Source organism: Pseudomonas sp. FW305-3-2-15-E-TSA4 (assembly GCF_058787295.1).
This window is the reverse complement of the sequence record NZ_JBYSZP010000005.1, coordinates 40457-64599: the sequence shown is the minus strand read 5'-3', so window position 1 is coordinate 64599 and position 24143 is coordinate 40457. Positions and strand designations below refer to the sequence as shown.

Sequence of the window (24143 nt, the reverse complement as noted above, 5' to 3'; positions counted from 1 at the left end):
GAATTCCTCACTGGGCAGCGAACTGCATTTCCGGTACGTGATCCGGGACGATCAGTTTACCAGCGGTTTTGGCGACGATTTCCTCGACGCTGACGCCAGGTGCGCGTTCCTTGAGGACAAAAGCGCCATTTTCGATTTCCAGGTAGGCGAGGTCGGTCAGCACGCGCTTGATGCAGCCGGCGCCGGTCAGCGGCAGGCTGCACTTGGCCAACAGTTTGGACTCACCGTCCTTGGAGGCGTGGGTCATGATCACGATGATGTTGTCGGCGCCAGCCACCAGATCCATCGCGCCGCCCATGCCCTTGACCAGTTTGCCGGGAATCATCCACGAGGCGATGTTGCCTTCGACGTCGACTTCGAACGCGCCGAGCACGGTCAGGTCGACATGCCCGCCGCGAATCATCGCGAAGGATTCGGCGGAGTTGAAAATCGATGCGCCGATGCGTGCGGTCACGGTCTGTTTGCCGGCGTTGATCATGTCGGCATCGATGGTGTCTTCAGTCGGAAACGGACCCATGCCGAGCAGGCCGTTTTCCGACTGCAGCATGACTTCCATGCCTTCGGGAATGTAGTTGGCGACCAGGGTCGGAATGCCGATGCCGAGGTTCACGTAGTAGCCGTCCTGCATTTCGCGGGCGACGCGCTGAGCCATTTGTTCGCGGGTAAGTGCCATGTTTTTATTCTCCGTCAGCCTGAATTATTTGCGGATGGTGCGCTGTTCGATGCGCTTTTCGAACGTGCCGCAAATGACCCGGTCGACGTAGATGCCGGGGGTGTGGATCTGCGACGGATCCAGCTCGCCGGGCTCGACGATTTCTTCGACTTCGACCACGGTGATCTTGCCGGCGGTGGCCGCCAGCGGGTTGAAGTTCTGCGCGGTGTGACGGTAGACGACGTTACCGAAATGGTCGGCTTTCCAGCCTTTGACGATGGCGAAGTCGCCGGTGATGGACTCTTCCATCAGGTACTTGCGCCCTTTGAATTCACGCACTTCCTTGCCTTCGGCGACCGGGGTGCCGACGCCGGTGGCGGTGAAGAAGGCCGGGATGCCGGCGCCGCCTGCACGCATTTTCTCGGCGAGGGTGCCTTGCGGGGTCAGGATGACTTCGATGTCGCCCTTGAGCAATTGCTCTTCGAACAGTTTGTTTTCGCCGACGTAAGAGGCGATCACCTTGCTGATCTGGCGGTCGGTCAACAGTACACCGAGACCGAAACCGTCGACGCCGCAGTTGTTGGAGACCACAGTGAGGTCGCGCGTGCCCTTGCGTTTGATCTCGGCGATCAGGTTTTCCGGGATGCCGCACAGGCCGAAGCCGCCGGCGATCACGGTCATGCCGTCTTCAAGACCGGCCAGAGCTTCCTCGTAGGAACTCACGCGCTTGTCGAAACCTGCCATATGCACCTCTTTTATTGTTTGTCGGGCGGCTGGCTAGCCGAATGACTGGAGTGTCTCGCTGGAGAATATATTTGTTAAGTTGATTTTTAAGGTTGATTGATTGATAAAGCTCAACAATTGACTGATTGCAGATACGGAAGCATAGCGCTCATGACCATCAAACAGATCCGTGCTTTCCTCGCTGTGGCTCAGAGCCTGAGCTTCGCCGTGGCCTGCGAGCGTCTGCACCTGTCGCAATCGGCACTGAGCCTGACCATCAAGGCGCTGGAGGAGGGGCTGGGCGGGCGGTTGTTCAGTCGCAACACGCGCAATGTGGCGCTGACCGCCGAGGGCGAATCGCTGCTGCCGCTGGCCCGGCGTCTGATTGCCGACTGGGACAACGCCGAAGACGAAATGCGTCAGCGCTTCAGCCTGCAACGCGGGCGGGTGACGCTGGCGGCCATGCCGTCGTTTGCCGGCAACCTGCTGCCGCCGATCCTCAAGAGCTTTCGCGCGCGCTATCCGAACGTCAACGTCACAGTCAACGACGTGATCAACGAGCAAGTGCTGGAAATGGTTCGCGACCGGCAAGTTGAGCTGGGTGTGGCGTTCGAACCGATGCAGAACACCTCGCTGACGTTCACCCCGCTGTACATCGATCGCTTCGTCGCAGTGGTGCCGCAGGATTCCGCGCTGGCCGGGCGCACAGAGATCGACTGGCAGACTCTGCTGCAGGAACCGTTCATCACCCTGCAACGGCCGTCGACGGTGCGGGTGATGCTCGAAGAGCACTTGCAGGCCCGGGGCATGAAACTGCCGGTGGAATTCGAGAGTCATCAACTGGCAACCGTCGGGCGCATGGTCGCCAGTGGCCTGGGGGTGAGTGCGGTGCCAGCGTTGTGCGCCGAGCAGATGCTGGAGCTGGGCGCGCATTGCCTGACCTTGAATGATTCAGTGGAGCGGGCGATTGGTGTGCTCACGGAGCCGGGCAATGAGCTGTCGGCGGCGGCGCAGGCACTGTTCGACATCCTCAAAGCCGAACATTGATCCTGTGGGAGCGGGCTTGCTCGCGAAGGCGGGGTATCAGTCGAGGAAAGTTTGGCTGAAAGGACGCTATCGCGAGCAGGCTCGCTCCTACAGGGGATTTCGCGAGTCAGGAAGTCAACCGTTGCACCAGCAGCGGAAGCAGCTGTTCGCATGACGCCTCGATCTTCAGATCCAGCAGATCATCGGCGCGGGTCTTGCCCAGATTGATCGCCAGCAACGGCCTGCTCCGATCGGCGATCACCCGGCACAGACGAAACGCCGAATACGCCATCAGCGACGAACCCACCACCAGCAATCCCGCAGCATTCTCTGCCGCCGCCATGGCCCGCGCCGCCGTCGGCTGCGCCACGTTCTCACCGAAAAACACCACGTCCGGCTTCATCCGCTCACCGGCGCAATACGGGCACTGCGGTGTCTGGAAGCGTGCTTCGAAGGCCGGATCGAGCAGGGTATCGCCGTCCGGCGCCTGCACCGCGTCGACCCCGGCCAGATACGGATTCTGCTCGACCATCCGCTGCTGAATGGCGTCACGCGCGCTGCGCTGGCCGCAATCCAGGCACAACACCCGGTGCAGGCTGCCATGCAGTTCGATCACGTCCTGACTGCCAGCCTGATCGTGCAGGGTGTCGACGTTCTGCGTGATCAAGGCGCTGATCAGACCCCGGCGCTGCAAATCGGCCAGTGCTTGATGCGCGGCATTGGGTCGCGCCTGACGCACCCGCGACCAGCCAAGCATGGCCCGCGCCCAGTAGCGGCGACGGGATTCCGGAGCGGCGAGAAATTCCTGATACATCATCGGCTGCCGGCCACGGCGTACACCCTCACTGTCGCGGTAATCCGGGATGCCCGACGGCGTGCTGATGCCCGCGCCGGTCAGCACCACAAAGCCGCCATCGGCCATGGCCTGGTGCAGGGTGTCGAGGTGTTCGCGGGTCGGGCTGTCGAGCATGGTCAGCACTCCGGGGAGGACGATGCCCGCAGGTTAGCATTAACCGTGTGGCGAGGTAGCTTGCTCCCGCTGGACTGCGCAGCAGGCCTCTGTTTTCAGGGTCGCTACACAAACCGACGGGAGCAAGCTCCCTCGCCACAGGTGATAGCGGTGATTTATTTGCGCGCCTCCAGAATCAGATTGAACGGCGTCTGCGTCGCCCGGCGAAAATGCTTGAACCCGGCCTCGGTAAACACCTTGCGCAAGCGCATTTCACCGGCCTGCGCACCCAGCCCCAGGCCAACTTCCTGGGACAGCGAATTCGGCGTGCAGATAAAGGTCGAGGCCGCGTAAAACAGGCGTCCGACCGGGTTGATGTTGTCGTCCAGCGCATCATTGGCAAACGGCTCGACCAGCAGCACCGTGCCGTCGTCCTTCAATGATTCGAACGCATGCCGTGCGGCGCCGACCGGGTCGCCCATGTCGTGCAGACAGTCGAAATAGCAGATCAGGTCATAGTCGTCGCCGGGGTAGCTTTTGGCGTTGTTCTGGAAGAATTTTGCCCGGCTGCTGACGCCGCCTTCTTCGGCGCGCTGGGTGGCGACGGTGATTGACGGCGCGTGGTAGTCGAAACCGACGAAGTGTGAGTTGGGATAGGCCTGGGCCATGATCACCGTCGACGCGCCGTGGCCGCAGCCGATGTCGGCGACTTTGGCGCCTGCTTCGAGTTTGGCGACCACGCCGTCCAGCGCCGGCAGCCATTCAGCGATCAAGTGACCTTTGTAGCCGGGGCGAAAGAAGCGTTCGGTGCCGCTGAACATGCACGGATGGTGATCGCCCCAGGGCAGGGCGCCATTGCCGCGCATGGCTTTGACCAGTTTGTCCTTGTCGTGGAAAAACGAGGCCACCACACCGAGTCCCCCGGCGACGTATACCGGCGAGTCTTCCACGGCCAGTGCCAGCGCCTGCTCTTCCGGCAACCGAAACTGGCCATCGTGATGCTCCATATAGCCGGACGCGACATGCGCGCTGAGCCATTCGCGTACCAGACGCGGGTTGCAGGTGGTTTTTTCGGCGAGGGCTTGCGGGGTGACCGGCTGACTGTCGGCCATCGCCCGGTACAGCCCGAGTTCTTCGCCAACGATGACGTTCGCCAGCATCGCGGCGCCGCCCATGTCGTTGACCAGTTTGCCCATGAATGCGTTGAGTCGTGTTTCGTCCATCACGAGTGCTCCTGATACAGGATCACCGTCCGGTGGCAGAACGTTGTCGAGGCATGGGCCGCTGGGCGGTGGTCACAGAAGTGGGCAGGGCACAGCTGACGTCGTCCTGCATTCCCCCTCGACTGGGGCATGAATCAGTCTAGTCGGGCTGGGGCAAGATGCAGTGTTTGTGCTCCATGCAAATTCCAATGTGGGAGCGGCGGTACGAAGATTCGACTTGCTCGCGAACGCGGTGTGTCAGTCGATGCATCAGGGGCTGATACGCCGCTTTCGCGAGCAAGCCCGCTCCCACAGGTGATTGGTGTGCGGATCAGCGCAGGGGCAATTTCAACTCCGCGCACAGGCCTCCGCCCTCGCGGTTGCTCAGGGTCAGTGATCCGCCGAGGGCCATGGCCAGTTGCTGGGCGATGGCCAGGCCCAGGCCGGTGCCGCCGGTGCTGCGGTTGCGCGAGTTTTCCACCCGGTAGAACGGCTGCATGACCTGTTGCAACTCGGCTTCGGCAATGCCTGGCCCGCGATCGAGGATTTTGATGCAAAGACCGTCGTCGATATCGACCTGCAACTGCGCAGCACCGGCGAATTTCAGTGCGTTGTCGGTCAGGTTCACCAGCACCCGGCGCAGGGCCTGGGGACGGGTATCGATCACCGCCGCGCTCTTGCCGCTCAGCTGCACGTCCTTGCCCATGTCCTGATAGTCGAACACCAGGCTGTCGAGGAACGAGTCGAGGTCGGTGCGCCGGCTTTCCTCGGTCGAGCCGTGGATGCTGCGAGCGTACGCCACGCCTTCGCGCACCAGATGCTCCATCTCGCCGAGGTCGTTCCACAGTTTGTCTTTCTCGACCGAGTCGTCCATGAACTCTGCGCGCAATTTCATGCGGGTGATCGGGGTTTGCAGGTCATGGGAAATCGCCGCCAGCAGTTGCATGCGCTCCTTCAGATACGCAGCGATGCGCGCCTGCATCGCGTTGAAGGCCCGTGCGGCGTAGGCCACTTCGGTCGGGCCGTGTTCGTCGAGCATCACCGGGTGCGCGTTGGGGTCGAGGGATTCCACGGCATTGGCGAGGCGGGCGAGGGGGCGTATGGCAATGCGCACCGCCAGCCAGGTGCAGGCGATCAGCAGCGCCAGTTGCCCGAGCAATACCCCCGGCAGCCACGGCGACAGCGGCGGCATGGCCGGACGCACATCGATGGTCAACGGGCTGCCGTCGCTGAGGCGCAAATGGGCCTGGAAGTGTTTTTTCTCTGCGGAAAAACGGCTGAAGGACAGCGGATGGGCGCCGCCGATCGCACTGCTGATCGAGGTCGCGGCCACCGGTACCTCCTCGGCGTCGAGCGGGGCGCCGGGATCGCCGTCGTTCAACCGATAATCGTAGTTGGTGCGAGCCAGTCGTGGCAGCCAGGCGGGGCGTTCCTGCGCGGGCAAGCGGTCGAGGATGGCAACCGACGTCGAAACGTCGTTTTGCATATTGCTGAGCATGGTGCTTCTGGCGCTTTGGAAACGCTCGTAATACTGCGCGCCAAACGACAGGGCCTGGGCCAGGATCAGCCCGATCAGAAAGATCAGCGACAACCGCGAAGCCAGGGTGCGTGGCCAATGCAGCTTGAGGCTCATGCCGAGGCCCCGAGGATTTCCACCGGTAGCGAAAAAACATAACCCTCGCTGCGCACGGTTTTGATGTAGGCCGGCTCACGCGCATCATCAAGCAGGCGCTGGCGCAAACGGCTGACCAGCAGATCAATCGAGCGATCAAACAGATCGGCTTCGCGGCCCTGGGTCAGGTTGAGTAACTGATCACGGCTGAGCACCCGTTGTGGATGATCGAGGAACACCCGCAGCAAACGGTATTCGGCACCACTGAGGGCGACCAGTGTGCCGTCATTGTCCAGCAGATGCCGGGCCGAGGTGTCCAGTTGCCAACGGCCGAAGGCCAGCAGGCGACCGCTTTCGGTGACCACCAGATTCGGTGGCAGCATGCGCGTGCGCCGCAGCACCGCGTTGATCCGCGCCAGCAGTTCGCGGGCGGCGAACGGCTTGGTCAGGTAATCGTCGGCGCCCATTTCCAGGCCGATGATGCGGTCGGTTTCATCGTTGCGCGCCGTGAGCATCAGCACCGGCGTGGCCTTGTGCTTGCCCACGCGCAATTCGCGGCACAGCTGCAGGCCATCGTCGCCGGGCATCATGATGTCGAGCACAATCAGGTCAACGGTGTTGGCTTCGAGAAAACTGCGCATCTGCCGGCCATCGGCGACCACGGTGGTGCGCAGTCCGTTCTTCTTCAGGTAATTGCCGACCAGCTCGCGGATCTCGCGGTCGTCGTCGACGATGAGAATGTGATCGACATGTTCCATCGGTGCAGAACCTCTATCAAAGGGCAATGCCATGCAGTCTATCGAGCCTGCGCCGGCTTGCCTGCCCGGGTTTGTATTGCAGTGTATCTGGCGTAATGGCGGATACACACACATGCAAAAACGCGATTTTTTCAGGGTTTTGTATCGCTGTGTATCTCCGGGCGGTGGGGATACACAGTGATTGATAGCGGTCGTTTCCTGACACAGACGCGATACCTCACGCGCCTCAAATAGGCTCCATCGAGGCCCACACAGTTTGCCTCGGCTCAACCCATACAAGCCTTGAGGAAACCACCATGACGCACAAAACCGTTGTCGCCGCCTGCCTGTTCGCCGCCCTGAACATCTGCACCCTGTCGGCCCGGGCCGAAGCCGATGTCAGCCCGCACACCTACACCTACGGCACGCACCTGGACATCCAGAAAGTGCTGTCGATGACCGAGGACAACGCGGTGAACTGCGGCATTATCGATGCGCGCATGACGTACCTGGATTCGGCCGGAAAAACCCAGGTGCTGGATTACCGCAAATTTGCCGATGGCTGTAACAACCAGAACTGAGTGCTCAGATGCATCGACAGTCACCGCCCGCGCATATCAATGGCTCACAGGTCGCGCACCATGAGCCATTGCTCGTTGTCCCAGGCGCGAAAGCGCTCCAGCACTGTCCAGCCGCGTTTGGCGTAGTAGTCCTGCTTGTTCTGTGTGTGCAGATAGAAACGTGCGAAACCGCGCTGTTTCGCCGCCTGGCTGATGCCATCGATCAACCGCTCTGCCAACCCCTGGCCACGAGCTTGCGGGCTGACAAACACGCACGCCAGCCAAGGGCCGAGATCCGGACGCAGGGCCAGATCCGCCCGGGCCAGCGCCGCACCGCCGAGCAGACGCTCGCCGTCCAGCGCAATCAGGCATGACCAGTCGCCATTGTTCTGGCCGGCAGCGAACTCGCGTTGCCAATCGGTCAAGGGTTGCTCGGCATATTCGTAGGCGAACTGGCGGTGAATCCACGCGGCGTAAGTGTCGCTGTGCTGCGGGTGATCGACGAGCCATTCAAGACGCAGGGACATGATGGAATCCATTCACGGAAGACGGGAAGGCATAAAAGCCGATTGCCCCACGCAATGGCAATCTCGGAGTGTCTCGAGGCCTTTACAAAAAACCGCCACTCATCGGCCCGGCCGTTGTTTTGCCGGCTCTTCGGACGATTGGCAGGGACGCCATCGACCCTCGGCGCGATAGTGGATGAGCAGGGCCACTGTCGGCCCTGTCACTGATAAAAAGAACGCGAGGTTGCCATGCCGAAATTCGTGATTGAACGCGAGATTCCAGGGGCCGGAAAGCTGTCGCCGCAAGAACTCCAAGCCGTATCGCAAACCTCCTGCCAGGTGTTGCGTGAACTCGGGCCACAGGTGCAGTGGCTGCAAAGTTACGTCACCGCCGACAAAATCTATTGCGTCTACATCGCCCCTGACGAAGAGCAGGTGCGCGAGCACGCCAGGCTGGGTGGATTCCCGGCCAACAGCGTGGCGCGGGTGATGACGGTCATCGACCCGACCACGGCCGAATGAAGTCCTTCTACCTGCTGCGGAGCACGATTGATGAGTACTCCCATTGATCTGACGGGTCTGAAAGAGCGCCAGAAAGTCGCCTGGGCCAGCGGTGATTACGCGGTGATCGGTACCACCTTGCAGATCGTCGGCGAAAACCTCGCCGAGGCCTGCGACCTGCACTGCGATGAGGAAGTGCTGGATGTCGCCGCCGGTAACGGTAATGCGACTCTGGCGGCGGCGCGACGTGGTTGTCAGGTGACCTCGACCGACTATGTCGCGGCGCTGCTGGAGCGGGGACAGGATCGGGCACGGGCCGAGCATCTGGATGTGATTTTTCAGGTCGCCGATGCCGAAGCGTTGCCGTTCGCCGACGAGAGTTACGACGCGGTGCTGTCGACCTTTGGCGTGATGTTTGCCCCGGATCAGGCGACTGCCGCAGCGGAACTGGCGCGGGTCTGCCGAAGGGGCGGGCGCATCGGTCTGGCGAACTGGACGCCGGAAGGTTTCGTCGGCCAGATGTTCAAGGTGCTCGGTCGCCACGTCCCGCCCCCCGCCGTGGCCCAGCCGCCGTCGAACTGGGGCACCGAAGCGTGGTTGCACAGCCACTTCAATGAGCGCGAATTTTTGCTGCAGGTCACCCGCCGCACCTTCAATTTCCGCTATCGCTCGGCGGCGCACTTCATCGACATTTTCCGCCACTGGTACGGGCCGGTGCACAAGGCCTTCGCGGCATTGCCGCCGGAAAGCGGGCAGGCGCTGGAGAGTGATCTGGCGGATCTGCTGAACCGCTCGAACCGGGTGGGAGAGAAGTCGCTGGTGGTGCCGAGCGAGTATCTGGAGGTGGTCATCACCAAACGCTGAATGTTCAGAATCATGCCAAAACCTGTGGGAGCTGGCTTGCCAGCGATGGCGGCCGTCCTGTCCAAACGATGTCGACTGGCAGTCCGAAATCGCTGGCAAGCCAGCTCCCACAGGTATTCGTGATTGGCAGGTCTGGTGCTATTTCAGGTGCGGCCGATCAAACCACTCCAGCGCCGTACGCCAGATGCAGATCCCCAGAAAGTACGCCGACGCCAGCAACCACAAACCCATCACCAGCGGATTGATCATCGGGTGATTAAGCACCAGCGACAGGCTGCACAGCAGCCAGATGGCCGTCACCGCGATGTTGATCGGCATGAACCGGCGTACCCGGAACGGGTGCAGGAACTTCATGCGGGTCACGGTCAGCAGCGCCAGACCGATGATGGTCAGAAAGGTGATCCACGGCCCCGGGTCGATGATGTACAGGCACAGGGCAACCACGTTCCACGCGGCGGGGAAACCGACGAAATAGTTGTCCTTGCTCTTCATGTTGACGTTGCAGAAACAGAACAGCGACGACACCAGAATCAGCGATACGCTCAGCAGCAGGGTGTAGTCGGGCAGGGGAATGTAGCGATAGATGAACAGCGCCGGAATGAACACGTAGGTCAGGTAGTCGATCACCAGATCGAGGATCGAGCCGTCGAAACTCGGCAGCACCGACTGCACATTGACCTTACGCGCGAGCGCTCCGTCGAGACCGTCGACGATCAATGCCACGCCCAGCCACATCAGGCAGTGAGTCGGCTGGTTTTCCAGCAGGGCGAGGGTCGCCAGAAAGGCTGTGACCACGCCGGTCGCGGTAAAACCATGGGCGCCCCATGCTTTGAGCCTGGCGATGTGTACGGTCGATATCACAGGGGCGTTCTCCAGAAAAATGAAGCATGCCGGTTATCACCCTCGGGCAAAGGGCGCCGGCAAACCGGGTCGGGGTTGCAGCTATCGACCGGTTTGGCCGGGATAAGGTTCACCACCTTTGAATCTTAGCTGCCCGCACAAAAAATACCTCGGCGAAATCTGCCAGCGTCAGCCAGACGGTGCTGGCGCGCCGGCGTCGGCGGTCTATTGTTGCCTGACGCATTTATTGCCAATGGCTGAGGACGAGATCATGAACACCAGTGATTTGCTCGAACAACTACTGCGGGGCCAGGCCTCGGTGGGACAACCAAGTGGCGCTTCGGCCGGCGCAGGTCTGGGCGGACTGGGCGGCTTGCTCGGTGGCCTGTTGGGCGGCGGCGCGAGTACAGGCGCCAGTGGCGCGCAGTCCGGTGGGCTGGGCGGTTTGGGTGGATTGCTGGGTGGTCTGCTTGGCGGCGGTGGCGGCGGTGGATTGGGCGGCGCGTTGGGCGGGGCACTCGGTGGCGGCGGTACACAAAGTCGTTCCGGCGGCACCAATTATGCGGCACTGGCCTCGTTGGGAATGATGGCGTTCCAGGCGTATCAGGCCTGGCAGCGCAGTCAGGCGTCGGCGGCGCCACAGCAGATTCCGCCAACCGCAAATCTGCTGGCCGGGCCCGAAGTCGAGGAGCACGGGCATGCTGTGCTGCGGGCGCTGATCGCGGCAGCCAAGGCTGATGGTGAGATCGATGACCGGGAACGGCAGATGATCGATGAAGAGATTGGCAAACACACCGACGATCCAGAATTGCAGCAATGGTTTAACGCTGAAGTTGCCAAACCGCTGGATGCGAACGAAGTCGCGCAGGCGGCCAACGACGACCCGGCGACGGCCGCCGAAATGTACCTGGTCAGCGTGATCCTGGTGGACGATCAGCAAGACGCCGAACGCAACTACCTGGATGAACTGGCTGCCGCGCTGCAGATCGACCCGCAATTGCAGGTGCATCTGGAGGCTCAGGCCAAAGGTCAGGCCTGAAGCACCGTCAAAAATCGCGGTCTCGGGCAGCCCTTGCCGGGACCGCGATGCTCCGTCCGTCAGGGCAATTTTCATGTCGATTGAATTTTTCTCCGTAGCGGTTGCTCTGCTGATGTAGAGGCGTGAAACAACGCCCTGACCGGCCACCCGAGTGAGAACACTGACATGACTGCCCTGACCCCTCTGCATGCGCCGAGTGCGCAGCAACAGCCCATCACTGCCGACGGTGACCTGCGGCGCATTTATGAGGCACTGCTGCTTGAGGATGCGCCTGAAACTCTCGCGCAGGACTTTGTTGCCGAGCAGTTGCAGCGCGCCGCGCTGTTGCCCGAGGAACTTCCGCAGGATCCGTCGGCGTGGCAAGGCTGGGTCGCCGAACATTGCACAGAAGTTGCCCGGCAGTACGCCGATTACCTGCAACAGCGCCAGGCCGGCGGACCGCGCCAGTTCTTCCGCAACAAGGCTCACGCGTTGTACTTTCTGCAGGCCGTGGCGCCGACCAAACTGGTCGATGGTGCTTGGCTGTACGGTTTGTTGGCGCAGTGGCGCGACCCGCGTTTCGACGGATTGCTGTGTACCTATCTGGAAGAGTTGGGCGACGGCAATCCAGCGCAAAACCACGTGGTGATCTACCGCAAACTGCTCGCTGAGCACGGTTTGCAGGACGCCAGCGCCATCGCCGATGAACGCTACCTGCAAGGTGCGCTGCAACTGGCGCTAGGTGCCTGTGGCGAAAGCTTGCTGCCAGAGGTGATCGGCTACAACCTCGGCTACGAACAACTGCCGCTGCACTTGCTGATCAGTGCCTATGAACTCAGCGAGTTGGGCATCGATCCGTACTACTTCACCCTGCATGTGACCATCGACAACGCCAGCACCGGGCATGCGCAAAAGGCCGTGCAGTCGGTACTTGACTTGCTGCCGCTGGAAGCCGATCGCGGCGAATTTCTGCGCCGGGTGTCGCTGGGCTATCGGCTCAATGACCTGGGGCAGGGCAGTCGCGCGATCATCGAGGGTTTTGACCTGGAGCAGGAAGTGCTGGCGATGCTCGAGCGCAAGCGCCCGTTCGGTCAGCACATGCATTCCGACTACTGCCGTTTCGAAGGCAAAACCGTCAATCAGTGGCTGGCCACTCCCGAGCAGCTACCGGGTTTCCTGCAGGCAATGCAGGACAAAGGCTGGATCAAACTCAACGAAGATCCGCAAGCCAGCCGTTTCTGGCAGCTGATCGATGGCGACGGTGCGGCGATGTTCGGCGTGTTCAGTCCGTATGAAAAGCAGCTGTTGCACGACTGGATTGCCGGTGACTGGACGTTGTCGGAGAAAAAAACGGTGCCAAGACGCAGCCGTCAGGTTGCCACCCCGGACGCCGCCGTGCCCGAACACGATCCCGATGTGCAGCGCCTGATGTCTGCCCTGCAAGGTCAGGACGGACACGCGCAAATGGCCACGCTGATCCCATGGTTGGCACCGGCCCGCCATGCCCATCCGGCGGGGCTGCTGGCGACACGTCGCTTCATCGAACTCAAATCCAGTCTGCGCTAAGGAAATCTCCATGAATCAGGAAGAACAACTGTCCGCCAATGATCTCACGCTGCTGCAACTCGGCCGGCGCTTGCAGGCCGACGGCTACCGTTTCATCACGCCAACGCCCTTGACCCATCAGCGGGTCAACCAGCGTGACGAAGGGCAGGTGGCCGATACCCTGCGCGACGTGTTCGGCTGGTCGCGCCCGTTCGAACCGGGGCTGTTGTCCGCTGACGAACAGCGGCAATTGCAGGAGGCACAAGTGATTGACGTCTACGACGGCCGCTTGAAAAGCCGGGTGCGCTGGTCGAGTCTTGATGACTTGTTGTTCGTGCATTCCGGCTTTCCCACCGATGCCGCCGATTCGGTGTTTTTCGGCCCGGACACCTACCGTTTCGCGCAGCTGATTCACGCGCATCTGCAACAGAGCTTCGCGCCGATTCAGCGTGCGGTGGACATTGGCTGCGGCGCCGGCGTCGGCGCCATCCTGATTGCCCGCGCACGGCGTGAAGCGCAGGTGCTGGCGGTCGACATCAATCCCGCCGCGCTGCGCCTGACCGCGATCAACGCAGCATTGGCCGAAGTCGCGAATGTCGAGGTGCAGGCCAGTGATGTGCTGCAGGGCACCGAAGGCAATTTCGACCTGATCGTCGCCAACCCGCCGTACATGGCTGACCCGGCCGGGCGTGCTTATCGGCATGGCGGTGGCTCGCTCGGCGCCGGATTGTCGCTGCGCATCGTCGAGCAGGCGCTCAATCGGCTGGCACCCGGTGGCTCTTTGTTGCTGTACACCGGCGTGGCGATGGTCGATGGCCGCGATCCGTTTTTCGACACGGTGGTGCCACGCCTGGATTCGACGCGATTCGGCTGGACCTATCGCGAACTGGATCCTGACGTGTTCGGTGAAGAGTTGTTGAACCCCGGTTACCAGCGCGTAGACCGGATCGCCGTGGTCGCGCTGACCGTGACCCGCATTGGCTGACACAAGGCAGGTGCGCCATGACCAGGAACCTCGACGACTACAACCGCATGCGCGACTTTTCCGCAACGTCGGAGCCCGCCGCGGTCAAACGCCGTGGCCGCAGCAAGGCCAGCGAACATGCGCTGCAGTTCTGCATCCAGAAGCACGACGCTTCGCACCTGCATTATGACTTTCGCCTCGAACTCGATGGTGCGCTGAAGAGCTGGGCGGTGCCCAAGGGCCCGTCGCTCGATCCCAAGGTCAAGCGTCTGGCGGTACACGTCGAAGACCATCCGCTGGATTATGCGACGTTCGAGGGCAGCATTCCCGAGGGGCATTACGGTGCAGGCGATGTGATCGTCTGGGATCGTGGCGTGTGGATTCCGCAGGAGGATCCGGCCAAGGCTTACGCCAAGGGCAAACTCAAGTTCGAGTTGCAGGGCGAAAAGCTCTCCGGGATCTGGAATCTGGTGCGCACGCATATGCCGGGCAAGAAGGAAAACTGGTTTCTGATCAAACATCAGGACAGTGCGGCGCGCCCGCAGGACGACTACGATGTGCTCAGTGCGGAGCCGGACAGCGTGCTCAGCGAACGCACCCTGATCAGCAAACCCAAGCTCGCCGCCGAGCAAGCCAAGCCAGTGAAGAAGTCCCCGGCGAAACCGCGTAAAGCGGCGTCCGGGACGCTCACGGGTGCGCGCAAGGCCAAACTGCCGGCGCAGCTCAAACCGGAACTGGCGACCCTGGTCGACAGTGCACCCGAAGGACACTGGAGTTACGAGATCAAATTCGACGGCTACCGGATCATGGCGCGCATCGATCACGATCAGGTGCAACTGTTCACCCGCAACGGTCACGACTGGACGCACAAACTGCCGCAACAGGCGCAAGCCCTGGCCGAGTTGGGGCTGGAATCGGCGTGGCTGGACGGCGAAGTGGTGGTCACCAATGAACACGGTGTGCCGGACTTTCAGGCGCTGCAAAACGCCTTCGAAGCCGGGCGCAGCGGCAGCATCATGTACTACCTGTTCGACATGCCGTACCTCAACGGCGTCGACCTGCGCGAAGTGCCGGTCGAGGAGCGTCGCGCGGCGTTGTCCACGGTACTCGGCGGGCATGAGCAGCCGTTGCTGCGCTTCTCCGAAGCCTTCGATGAAACGGCGGACGCACTGCTCAACAGCGCCTGCCAGATGCAGATGGAGGGGCTGATCGGCAAACGCCTCGGCTCGCCCTACGTGTCGCGGCGCAGCAGCGACTGGATCAAGCTCAAGTGCAAGCATCGGCAGGAATTCGTGGTTGTCGGCTACACCGATCCGAAAGGTGCGCGCAGTGCTTTCGGTGCGCTGTTGTTGGGCCTGCATGATCGCGACAGTGGCGAGTTGCGCTATGCCGGCAAGGTCGGCACCGGTTTCAACGAAACCACACTGAAAAGCATCCTCGCTCAGCTCAAGCCGTTGCAGGTGAAGAAGGCTGCCGTGGTCAATCCGCCCAGCGGCTTCGAGGCCAAAGGTGTGCACTGGCTCAAACCCAATCTGTTGGCAGAAGTGGCATTCGCCGAAATGACCAAGGACGGTTCGGTGCGCCACGCTGTGTTCCATGGGCTGCGCAATGACAAACCGGCCAAGTCAATTACCGAGGAGCGCGCGAAACCCGTGAAGACTTCAGCGAAAGCCACCCCGTCGAAGAAAACTGCTTCGTCGAAGAAAGCTGCAGAATCAAAGAAAGCTGCTGAGCCGAAGAAAGCCGAACCGGCGCCGTCCCAGCTGGGGCTGGCCAGCGGCAAAGTGCGCATCACTCACCCCGATCGGGTGATCGATGCGGTCAGCGGCACCACCAAGATGCAACTGGCCGAGTATTACGCCAGCGTTGCCGAGTGGATTCTGCCGCAGCTCAAGGATCGCCCGGTTGCGCTGGTGCGGGCGCCGGACGGCATTGCCGGCGAACTGTTTTTCCAGAAAAACGCCGAGCGCCTGGCGATTCCCGGCATCACCACACTGGACAAGGACGTCACCGGGCAACCGGTGATGCTGATCAACAACGCCGAAGCCTTGATCGGCGCAGTGCAGATGAGCACGGTCGAGTTGCACACTTGGAACGCCACCACCGTCGATCTGGAAAAGCCTGACCGGTTTGTTCTCGACCTCGATCCAGACCCTGCGCTGCCGTGGAAAAGCATGGTCGAAGCCACGGCGCTCACCCTGACCGTACTGGATGAACTGGGGCTCAAGGCGTTTCTCAAGACCAGCGGCGGCAAGGGCATTCACCTGGTGGTGCCGTTGACGCGCAAACATGGCTGGGATGAGGTCAAGGACTTCAGCCATGCGATCGTCAGTCACATGGCGAATTTGTTGCCGGAACGCTTTTCCGCAGTGTCCGGGCCGAAAAATCGTGTCGGGCGGATCTTCATCGACTACCTGCGCAACGGTCTGGGCGCCACCACCATTTGTACCTACGCCGCGCGAACCCGTGAGGGACTGCCAGTGTCAGTACCGCTGTTTCGCGAAGAAGTGGGGGAGATCAAGGGTGGCAATCAGTGGAACATCAGCAATGTCCATGAGCGTCTGAACGAAGTCGGCGATGAGCCGTGGGCCGACCTGAAGAAAACCCGCCAGAGCATCACCGCGGAGATGCGCAAGCGGGTTGGCATGAAAAAATGATCAGGTGTCGCGCAGCAAGTCGTGAGCGTTGAGCAGCTCGAAAGCGATTTCGGGGCGGTTGTTCAGGCCTCGGCGAATGGCCGCCGGAATTGACTTGCGGGTCTTGCGGCACAGTCCCGGCAGCGCCTCGATCTGAATCTCGATGCCGAGCATGCTGCGCACTTCATGAAAGCCCGGGGAGATTTCCACCCGCAGGCCCAACTGTTCGTGCATGCGCTGTTGCAGATGCCGCAAGTCCGCAAGGTCTTTGAGTTGTTCCAGTCGGGCGAGGAGAATTTTTTCCTGCTCGCGGGTCAGGCGCAGAATGCGCAGATCCGTGCCCGGCGTTTCCAGCAACGCGTCGCGCCCGCAATCGCAGGCGCCGGGCGGGCAGGGTGAGCGCAAAGGCGCAGGAGGCGCAAGAGTCGTCATGGCCTCCATCATAGAGGCCGTCAGACGGTTTTGCCTATGCGCCCTCAGCTGCCGTCCATCGGCCGCTGCATCCCTGGCAACTACTGATTCAGGCCTTCGTAATGCACCAGAATCGCGTTGGCGAGGTCTTCATCGCTGGCATTGAGGCCGGGGTTGTCGTGCCGCACCTGTTGCAGTACCGACTCAAGATAAACCCCACGGATGGCCCCGCCGCTGGCGACGAACGCTGACAGGTCGTCGCGCGCCGGGATCACCATTTTGTGATCCTTGAAGGTCGAGTACAGCGACGCGGAAACGCCCGCCGAGGTGGCGACGTCTCCGGCATCGACACGGGCCAGAGCCGAGCCGACAGGGAGGCAGAGCAGGAGAGAAGCAATGAGCACTAACTTGCGCATGACGATGTTCCTCCACAAGCGCGAAGCAAAAAGGAAGGACTACATAATCTCAGAGGTGCGACCTTTGCCGGAGTTCCGTCCGAACACGCGGATACTTGCTGAAACGCTCTGAAGCGGCACATCTGCACAAATAAGCTTAACTGAAATCCTGAAAGGCGCATTCCGGCGCGCCTCAGGGGAGGAACCCACCGTGTCGATCAAATTGCGTTTGCTGCTGCTGATTGCCACCAGTCTGTTGACGGCGCTGATCGTGAGTCTGGTCAGCTATGTGGGGAATACGCGCATGTCCGCAGCGGTGAACGACAACGCGGTGACCATGACCGCGCTGCGCAATCACATGGAAGCCGACATGATGCACGACGCGCTGCGGGCCGACGTGTACTCGGCGATGCTGGTCGGCCTGGGCAAAAGTACCGGCACGGCCGCAGAGGTGCGGGACTCGATCAACGAGCACGCCACGCATTTTCGCGAAGTGCTGGAAGAAAACCTCAAATTGCCGGTCAACCCGACGATCAAGTCTGCGCTGGAACACATAAAACCCAGCCTGGACACCTACATTGCAGCGGCCGAGCGCATTGTCGGCCTGGCACTGGACAACCCGGACAGCGCGCAACGGGAGCTGGGCACGTTCAATGCGGCCTTCAGTCAGCTCGAAGAGCAGATGGCGGCCCTCAGCGAACTGATCGAAAGCAACACCCGTGACACCAGCCAGGCCACTGAAAGCGCTATTCGCAACGCCAACATCGCCCTCGGTGTGGTGTTGCTCGCCAGTCTGTTGCTGTTATTGGGGCAAGGGCGTTGGGTGACCCGCAGCATCATGGGGCCGCTGAAATCCGCTAACCAGATCGCGCAGAGCATTGCCCACGGCAACCTCAGCGAACCGATCAGCGAGCCGACCGGCAAGGACGAGGCCAGTACGCTGATCCGCAGCCTGGCGACCATGCAGCGCGACCTGCGCAACATGATCGACGTCGTTCGGCGCAACGCCCATGGCGTCAGCGGCATGAGCGAGCAGTTGAGCCACGGCTGCCATCAGGTCGCTGACAGCAGTCAACAGCAAAGCGCCGCGGCCGGCACCATGGCCGCCGCCGCGAGCCAGATGACCGCCAGCATCGAGGAAATCACTCGTCATGCCGAACGCGCGCTGGGCATGGCCAATCAGGCCGAGTCGCTGGCCAAGAGCGGCGGGCAGGTGATCCATCAGGTGGTCAGCGACATGGACGACATCGCCCGCTCGGCGCAACAGTCGGCACAGGTGATCCGTACGCTGGATCAGGAATCCGAAGGCATCTTCAACATCATTCAGGTGATCAAGAGCATCGCCGACCAGACCAACCTGCTGGCACTCAACGCCGCCATCGAGGCAGCGCGGGCCGGCGAGCAGGGCAGGGGCTTTGCCGTGGTTGCCGACGAAGTGCGCAGCCTGGCGGCACGCACCAGTGCCTCAACCCAGGAAATCGCCGCGATGGTTGCACGGATCCAAAACAGCACCCGGGAGGCGGTCAGCAGCATGGAGGCCGGCGTGGCCCAAGTCGACAAGGGCATGGCGGTCACGGCTGAAGTCGAACGGGCGATTCGCGAAATCCTCGACGCCACCCTCAGCACCACGCAACTGGTCAACGACATCACCCGCACCATCGTCGAGCAAAGCCAGGCCAGCAACGAAATCGCTCATCAGGTGGAAATGATCGCCGGGATGTCCGAGGGCAACAGTAAAGTGATCGGGCAGACGGCCAATACCACCGATGAACTGTCGAGTCTGGCGGGGGCGTTGGCGTTGTCGGTGGATCGGTTTCGGTTGTAACGCCGCCATCGCGAGCAGCCCATTCCTTGTAGGAGCGAGCCTGCTCGCGATGGGGCCAGCCCAGCCACCACAGGTTTCGGGATCATGTTCAGCCCATACCGGCCGATAACGCCCACAGCGGAAAAAGACTCTCAAGTCGGGAACAGACGCGCGGGTTTGCCCTGACGTGATATTCTTCGCGCCAACTTGGTTTGACCTTATTCGGTTTGCCTGCCTTTGGGGCGGGCTGACGGAATCCCTGTCGCTCAAGTAGCTGAAGCCAATAATGATAAGAAGTCAGTTCAGAAGGGACATTAACTGAGGTCGATGCGGTACGTCGGCCTTGTGTGCCCACCCGTCAAAATTGAAGTGTGCCGGAATCTGCGACGCGAGCCTGAGCGTCATCAAAGCGGATCGCATACAGATAACAGCGGCGGGCGGAAGGCGTTTTATCATAGGTGCAACGGATGTTTAAGAAAGTGAACACAGCCTTGCTCGGGCTGGCTTTGGCGATGGGGATGTCGTCCGCCAATGCTGCAGAAGCAAAGAAAGTCGACGTTCTGCTGATCGGCGGCGGCATCATGAGCACCACCCTGGGTGTGTGGATCAATGAGCTGGAGCCAAGCTGGTCGATGGAAATGGTCGAGCGCCTCGATGGCGTCGCCCTGGAAAGCTCCAATGGCTGGAACAACGCCGGTACCGGTCACTCCGCCCTGGCTGAGCTGAACTACACCCCGGAAGACGACAAAGGCAACGTGACGATCCCGAAAGCGGTCGAGATCAACGAAGCGTTCCAGGTGTCCCGTCAGTTTTGGGCCTGGCAGGTTCAGCAAGGCGTTCTGAAGAACCCTCGCTCGTTCATCAACACCACGCCGCACATGAGCTTCGTGTGGGGCGATGACAACATCAAGTTCCTGAAAAAGCGCTACGAAGCCCTGCAAGCGAGCCCGCTGTTCGCCGGCATGCAGTACTCCGAAGACCCGGCTGTGATCAAGAAGTGGGTCCCGCTGATGATGGAAGGGCGTGACCCGAACCAGAAAATCGCGGCCACCTGGAGCCCGCTGGGTACCGACATGAACTTCGGCGAAATCACCCGCCAGTTCGCCGGTTACCTGCAGACCAAGCCTAACTTCGACCTGAAGCTGTCGAGTGAAGTCGAAGACATCACCAAGAACGCCGACGGCACCTGGCGCGTCAGCTACAAAAACCTGAAAGACGGCACCAAGACCGAAACCGACGCCAAGTTCGTGTTCATCGGCGCTGGTGGCGGCGCTCTGCACCTGCTGCAGAAGTCGGGCATTCCTGAAGCCAAGGAATACGCTGGCTTCCCGGTCGGCGGCTCGTTCCTGGTGACCGATAACCCGGCCATCGCCGAGCAGCACCTGGCCAAGGCCTACGGTAAAGCTTCGGTTGGCGCACCGCCGATGTCGGTTCCGCACCTGGACACCCGTGTTCTGGACGGCAAGCGCGTCATCCTGTTTGGCCCATTCGCGACCTTCAGCACCAAGTTCCTCAAAGAAGGCTCGTACCTGGACCTGCTGACCAGCACCACCACCCACAACATCTGGCCAATGACCAAGGTCGGCATCAAGGAATACCCGCTGGTCGAGTACCTGGCCGGTCAACTGATGCTGTCGGATGAAGACCGTCTGAACGCGCTGAAGGAATACTTCCCGAACGCCAAAGCCGAAGACTGGCGCCTGTGGCAAGCCGGCCAGCGCGTGCAAATCATCAAGCGTGATGAAGCCGCGGGCGGCGTGCTGAAACTGGGCACCGAAATCGTTGCTGCACAAGACGGCTCCATCGCCGGCCTGCTGGGCGCATCGCCAGGCGCGTCGACCGCTGCACCGATCATGCTGAGCGTGCTGCAGAAAGTCTTCAAAGACAAAGTCGCCACCCCTGAGTGGCAGGCCAAGCTGCACCAGATCGTGCCAAGCTACGGCACTCAGCTGAACAGCGATCCGGCCAAAGTGGCACAAGAGTGGGCGTACACCGCCAAGATCCTCGAACTGCCAACTCCACCGGTGATCGGTCAGGCTGCTGCTCCGGCTGCACCTGCAGCTGAAAAAGCTGAAGCACCGAAGGAAAATGCTGCACGTGACATGGCGCTGTAACTAGACGCCAGATACGCAAAAGCCCGCTGAACCGGTAATGGTCAGTGGGCTTTTTTTGTGGCGCCTGATCCTACTTTGGTTTCGCGCTTGCCAGATACGCACCAAGCCGCCGCCCCATCTCTTCGCCGAGAGCCTGCAACCCGCTCAACGGCCGCACCATCACCTCGAACTCGACAATCTTCCCGCTCTCATCAAAGCGAATCATGTCGATCCCCTTCAACTCCTTGGTCCCGACCTTGGCGCTGAACTCCAAAACCACATTCAAGCCATCGGCCGTCACCAGTTCGCGGTGATATTTGAAATCTTCAAACACGTCGAACACGGTGTTGAGGATCATCGTCACCACTGGGGCGCCGGGGTAAGGCGAGTGGGCCATGGGCGAGCGGAATACCGCGTTCGGGTCGAGCAGTTCGGGCAAGGCCTTGAGATTGCCGGTGCGGATCATCTCGTGCCAGTGCTTTAGGGATTCGGCGGCGTTGGGGTGCAGGTTCAGTTCGGACATTGACCACTCCTGGGATTGTTATTGTTCTTCGCGCGACGGCAATCACTCTAGTTCAAAGCGGCGGATCACGAACCGTTGTGTGCCGATCTGAATACCAGATCATGTCCGGAGCGGATCAGATGGGCATCTGATCCGTATTTTTCTGTTGGATCTGCCTCTGTAACCGGCTCAGTCAGGCGCTCAGAATAGCCCGGCAATTCGGTCACCCGCGGCAGCCCTTCATCCCGAAGCGCCCGGTGCACCGCAAGCTCAACATTAAGGAGAGCAGCATGAACAAGATGGCGATTTTCCTCGGTGGGTTTCTGACGTTGACCATTCTGATCGGAATGCTTGCGACGATTTCTCCGGTCTGAACCCCGGTCGTTTTACTCCAGACTCCAGCGCCCTTTTTTATCGAAGGGCGCAACTGTTTCTACTGCGCTGTAACTTCTCGCATCACACCGAACTGGACTGAACCGGGAGGCGGCGCAAGCGATTGAGGGTGTCTGTACCAGCCTCTACGAGCAAGCCCGCTCCCACATGGATTTGTGAACAACACAGATCCAGTGTGGGAGCGGGCTTGCTCGCGAAGAGGCCAGTAGCGTCACTGAAAAGCTCTCAAGCGAATCAAGGCGCGCCAAACACCATCGTCCAGTAAACCCCCTCATCACTGCGCGCCTCACTGGCGAACCCGGCCCCGACCTGAGTGAACATCGGGTTCATCAGGTTGGCGCAATGGCCGGGGCTGGCCAGCCATCCGGCCATCGCCTTGCCCGGTGAACTCTGGCCGGCGGCGATGTTTTCGCCTATCTGCCGTCCCCGATAACCCGCCGCCCGGGCGCGATCTGCCGGCAGGTCGCCGTCCGGGTCGCGGTGGGCGAAATAGTTGCCGTAGGCCATTGCTTTGCTGTGGCCTTGTGCGGCGGCGCCCAGCGCGGCGTTCCAGCTCAGGGGGCGGGCGGCGGCGAAGCGTTGGCGCCCGCACATCCGTGGTCGCGCCCGGGCGGCGTTGACCTGCGCAAGCAAGGCCTTGCCGACGCTGCGGTTGTCGCCGACACGACCGTCGAGCACCGGTTGCGCCAGCACCACTTGCCATTCACCACGGGAGCGGCTGACGCCGATGTCGGCGTACTGAGCGTCGAGCAGTGCGCTGCAGTGGCTGTCTTGCAGCTGTTCGAAGGCTTCCTCGGCATCCCCGGCCCCAATGATGCGGATACTGCGTACCGCCACCGACGAATACCCCGAAGATTTCAATCTCTCGCGCAAGCCACCGCCGTAGCCATAGCCGATCGGCAGCGCCAGATTCGATTTCAGCGACAGTGGCGCCAGGCGCTGGGCCGGGCGGCGGTCGCAGCGTTGCGGATGGGCGCGGTAGTCGTTGATCGCGGCCACCAGCTGCCGCTCCTCGCTGGCGTGGGTGGTCTCGGTGAACAATGGGGCAAGGATCAGCAGGCACAGCGAAACGAAGCGTGATGAGCGAACGACATGGCGCATGGGACGGCAGACTCAGGGAAAAGGACAGTGCTGAAGTGGGCAGCCGCGGAATACGGCGCCACTAGGACTGGGCTTTTTGCACTTGGTTCATGCTGGCCATCTGGCTTTTTTGGTGGGTGATGAAGGGGAGGGCGATCCTTGGATTTTGTGTTGTTCGCACTGGCGCCTTCGCGAGCAAGCCCGCTCCCACAGGGGATTGCATTATCAAGGTGGGAGCGAGCCTGCTCGCGAAGGGGCCAGTTCAGCCAACGCAATAATCGGCTATCAGCGATCAAGCACTTCCTGCATCCACTGCAGATACTGCACCCGCTCGGAAATCGAGTTGTGCCCCGAATCCGGCACCACGCGCAGCGTCGCCACGCCTTTGGGGAAATGCGTCAGCAGCCGCTGCGTGCTGTCTCGTGGAATCACTTCGTCATCGCTGGCCGCCAACAGCAACGTCGGCACGCGAATGTGCGCGGCATAGCGGCCCGACTCGAAGCGATCCTTGAGCAACCATTTGACCGGAAACCACGGGTATTGGCGGACGGCAATTTCTTCGAGGCTGTTGTACGGCGTCACCAGAATCAATCTGGTCGCCGGACGCTGACTCGCCAGCCGCACCGCCACCCCCGATCCCAGGCTGCGGCCGATCACGGCAATCTGCGGATGGCTGGCGTACACCTGATCAAACAGCGCCAGCGCATCTTCGGCAATCGCTTCTTCCGAAGGTGAGCCGCCGCTGCCACCGAAGCCCCGGTAGTTCAGCAAAAACACCGCGTAGTCGGGAAAAGCCTCGCTGAACGACGGCAGATTGCGCGACACATCTTCGGCATTGCCGCCAAAGTAGATCAGCGCTTTTGGCCCGGCATGCGCGCGCGTGGTCACCCACACATCGGCCTCCGGCATCGCCAGTTTCAGCCGCGAATCTTCCGTAGTCACGGCGTTGTCAGGCTGGGGGAAATAGATCAGCGAGCGCTGAAAAATGAACAGCGCCCCGCACAGCAACAGGTAGAGGGCGATGAGCAAGGCGACGAGTGACATCAGTTTTCTGGACATTCGACTAACTTTAACGGGGCGCGGGTGTTCGCAGTCGCAGTGTAGTCCAGTGAATCGGGCCGGCCGCTGTC

At 61.3% G+C, this 24143-nt stretch carries 23 protein-coding genes; 10 read left to right on the top strand and 13 right to left on the bottom strand.

All coding sequences use genetic code 11. The annotated features are described in order from the left end of the window. Window positions 1-7 precede the first annotated feature (7 nt). Entirely contained in the window at window positions 8-673 is a 666-nt protein-coding gene (locus tag AC3WMV_RS08195) for a CoA transferase subunit B (RefSeq protein WP_003226176.1), read from the bottom strand. A 24-nt stretch (window positions 674-697) separates the two neighbouring features. Then, window positions 698-1396 (bottom strand): CoA transferase subunit A, encoded by a 699-nt coding sequence (locus AC3WMV_RS08190; protein WP_007919568.1) that lies wholly within the window; start codon window positions 1394-1396, stop codon window positions 698-700. A 150-nt stretch (window positions 1397-1546) separates the two neighbouring features. On the opposite strand from AC3WMV_RS08190, the gene AC3WMV_RS08185 reads away from it, so the two are divergent. Then, the gene (locus tag AC3WMV_RS08185) at window positions 1547-2422 is read left to right on the top strand and encodes a LysR family transcriptional regulator (protein WP_027611654.1); all 876 of its coding nucleotides are present in this window, start codon (window positions 1547-1549) and stop codon (window positions 2420-2422) included. Window positions 2423-2528: 106 nt separating this feature from the next. Here the strand turns inward: AC3WMV_RS08185 and AC3WMV_RS08180 are convergent, their stop codons facing one another. The 4 genes from AC3WMV_RS08180 to AC3WMV_RS08165 form a co-directional block, all read right to left on the bottom strand. Then, window positions 2529-3371 carry an NAD-dependent protein deacetylase gene (locus AC3WMV_RS08180; RefSeq protein WP_103367686.1) on the bottom strand — a complete coding sequence of 281 codons (843 nt, stop codon included), beginning with the start codon at window positions 3369-3371 and terminating at the stop codon, window positions 2529-2531. Between the two features lie 155 nt (window positions 3372-3526). After that, entirely contained in the window at window positions 3527-4573 is a 1047-nt protein-coding gene (locus AC3WMV_RS08175) for a class I SAM-dependent methyltransferase (RefSeq protein ID WP_103367687.1), read from the bottom strand. Between the two features lie 310 nt (window positions 4574-4883). Then, complete coding sequence (locus AC3WMV_RS08170; RefSeq protein ID WP_103367688.1) at window positions 4884-6185, bottom strand: ATP-binding protein; 1302 nt, start codon at window positions 6183-6185, stop codon at window positions 4884-4886. Beyond that, window positions 6182-6922: a response regulator gene (locus AC3WMV_RS08165; protein ID WP_027611658.1), complete on the bottom strand. Its 741-nt coding sequence runs from the start codon at window positions 6920-6922 to the stop codon at window positions 6182-6184. The genes AC3WMV_RS08170 and AC3WMV_RS08165 overlap by 4 nt, the downstream gene beginning before the upstream one ends. Window positions 6923-7218: 296 nt before the next feature. On the opposite strand from AC3WMV_RS08165, the gene AC3WMV_RS08160 reads away from it, so the two are divergent. Then, window positions 7219-7482, top strand: a complete 264-nt coding sequence (locus AC3WMV_RS08160) for a DUF2790 domain-containing protein (protein WP_027611659.1) — start codon at window positions 7219-7221, stop codon at window positions 7480-7482. A gap of 44 nt (window positions 7483-7526) precedes the next feature. Here AC3WMV_RS08160 and AC3WMV_RS08155 read toward each other — a convergent pair whose 3' ends face one another. Continuing rightward, window positions 7527-7988 (bottom strand): GNAT family N-acetyltransferase, encoded by a 462-nt coding sequence (locus tag AC3WMV_RS08155; protein WP_103367689.1) that lies wholly within the window; start codon window positions 7986-7988, stop codon window positions 7527-7529. Between the two features lie 228 nt (window positions 7989-8216). Here AC3WMV_RS08155 and AC3WMV_RS08150 point away from each other — a divergent pair, with 228 nt between their 5' ends. Both AC3WMV_RS08150 and AC3WMV_RS08145 read left to right on the top strand, forming a co-directional pair. Continuing rightward, on the top strand, window positions 8217-8489 hold the full coding sequence (locus AC3WMV_RS08150; protein WP_007962415.1) for a DUF4242 domain-containing protein: 273 nt from the start codon (window positions 8217-8219) through the stop codon (window positions 8487-8489). Between the two features lie 30 nt (window positions 8490-8519). Continuing rightward, window positions 8520-9332 (top strand): class I SAM-dependent methyltransferase, encoded by an 813-nt coding sequence (locus AC3WMV_RS08145; protein WP_097088834.1) that lies wholly within the window; start codon window positions 8520-8522, stop codon window positions 9330-9332. Between the two features lie 138 nt (window positions 9333-9470). Here AC3WMV_RS08145 and pcsA read toward each other — a convergent pair whose 3' ends face one another. Beyond that, the gene (gene pcsA, locus AC3WMV_RS08140) at window positions 9471-10193 is read right to left on the bottom strand and encodes a phosphatidylcholine synthase (RefSeq protein ID WP_096796489.1); all 723 of its coding nucleotides are present in this window, start codon (window positions 10191-10193) and stop codon (window positions 9471-9473) included. 250 nt (window positions 10194-10443) lie between these two features. Here pcsA and AC3WMV_RS08135 point away from each other — a divergent pair, with 250 nt between their 5' ends. From AC3WMV_RS08135 to ligD, 4 genes are all read left to right on the top strand, one after another. Then, complete coding sequence (locus AC3WMV_RS08135) at window positions 10444-11211, top strand: tellurite resistance TerB family protein (RefSeq protein WP_103367690.1); 768 nt, start codon at window positions 10444-10446, stop codon at window positions 11209-11211. Between the two features lie 165 nt (window positions 11212-11376). Further along, on the top strand, window positions 11377-12756 hold the full coding sequence (locus tag AC3WMV_RS08130; RefSeq protein ID WP_103367691.1) for an iron-containing redox enzyme family protein: 1380 nt from the start codon (window positions 11377-11379) through the stop codon (window positions 12754-12756). A 10-nt stretch (window positions 12757-12766) separates the two neighbouring features. After that, window positions 12767-13720: a methyltransferase gene (locus tag AC3WMV_RS08125; RefSeq protein WP_103367692.1), complete on the top strand. Its 954-nt coding sequence runs from the start codon at window positions 12767-12769 to the stop codon at window positions 13718-13720. A gap of 17 nt (window positions 13721-13737) precedes the next feature. Further along, window positions 13738-16356: a DNA ligase D gene (gene ligD, locus AC3WMV_RS08120; RefSeq protein ID WP_103367693.1), complete on the top strand. Its 2619-nt coding sequence runs from the start codon at window positions 13738-13740 to the stop codon at window positions 16354-16356. Here ligD and AC3WMV_RS08115 read toward each other — a convergent pair whose 3' ends face one another. Both AC3WMV_RS08115 and AC3WMV_RS08110 read right to left on the bottom strand, forming a co-directional pair. After that, window positions 16357-16779 carry a hypothetical protein gene (locus AC3WMV_RS08115; RefSeq protein ID WP_103367694.1) on the bottom strand — a complete coding sequence of 141 codons (423 nt, stop codon included), beginning with the start codon at window positions 16777-16779 and terminating at the stop codon, window positions 16357-16359. Between the two features lie 68 nt (window positions 16780-16847). After that, window positions 16848-17162, bottom strand: a complete 315-nt coding sequence (locus AC3WMV_RS08110) for a DUF2388 domain-containing protein (protein WP_103367695.1) — start codon at window positions 17160-17162, stop codon at window positions 16848-16850. A gap of 190 nt (window positions 17163-17352) precedes the next feature. Here AC3WMV_RS08110 and AC3WMV_RS08105 point away from each other — a divergent pair, with 190 nt between their 5' ends. Together AC3WMV_RS08105 and mqo are read left to right on the top strand one after the other, a co-directional pair. Then, the gene (locus tag AC3WMV_RS08105) at window positions 17353-18966 is read left to right on the top strand and encodes a methyl-accepting chemotaxis protein (RefSeq protein ID WP_103367696.1); all 1614 of its coding nucleotides are present in this window, start codon (window positions 17353-17355) and stop codon (window positions 18964-18966) included. A gap of 446 nt (window positions 18967-19412) precedes the next feature. Next, window positions 19413-21059 carry a malate dehydrogenase (quinone) gene (gene mqo, locus AC3WMV_RS08100; protein ID WP_027611669.1) on the top strand — a complete coding sequence of 549 codons (1647 nt, stop codon included), beginning with the start codon at window positions 19413-19415 and terminating at the stop codon, window positions 21057-21059. Between the two features lie 70 nt (window positions 21060-21129). On the opposite strand, the gene AC3WMV_RS08095 is transcribed toward mqo, so the two are convergent. The 3 genes from AC3WMV_RS08095 to AC3WMV_RS08085 all read right to left on the bottom strand — a co-directional run bounded on the left by AC3WMV_RS08095 (window position 21130) and on the right by AC3WMV_RS08085 (window position 24072). Next, complete coding sequence (locus AC3WMV_RS08095; RefSeq protein ID WP_103367697.1) at window positions 21130-21561, bottom strand: nuclear transport factor 2 family protein; 432 nt, start codon at window positions 21559-21561, stop codon at window positions 21130-21132. A 606-nt stretch (window positions 21562-22167) separates the two neighbouring features. Continuing rightward, entirely contained in the window at window positions 22168-23034 is an 867-nt protein-coding gene (locus AC3WMV_RS08090; protein ID WP_103367698.1) for a CAP domain-containing protein, read from the bottom strand. Between the two features lie 264 nt (window positions 23035-23298). Next, window positions 23299-24072, bottom strand: a complete 774-nt coding sequence (locus tag AC3WMV_RS08085) for an alpha/beta hydrolase (RefSeq protein ID WP_103367699.1) — start codon at window positions 24070-24072, stop codon at window positions 23299-23301. Window positions 24073-24143: the final 71 nt, after the last annotated feature.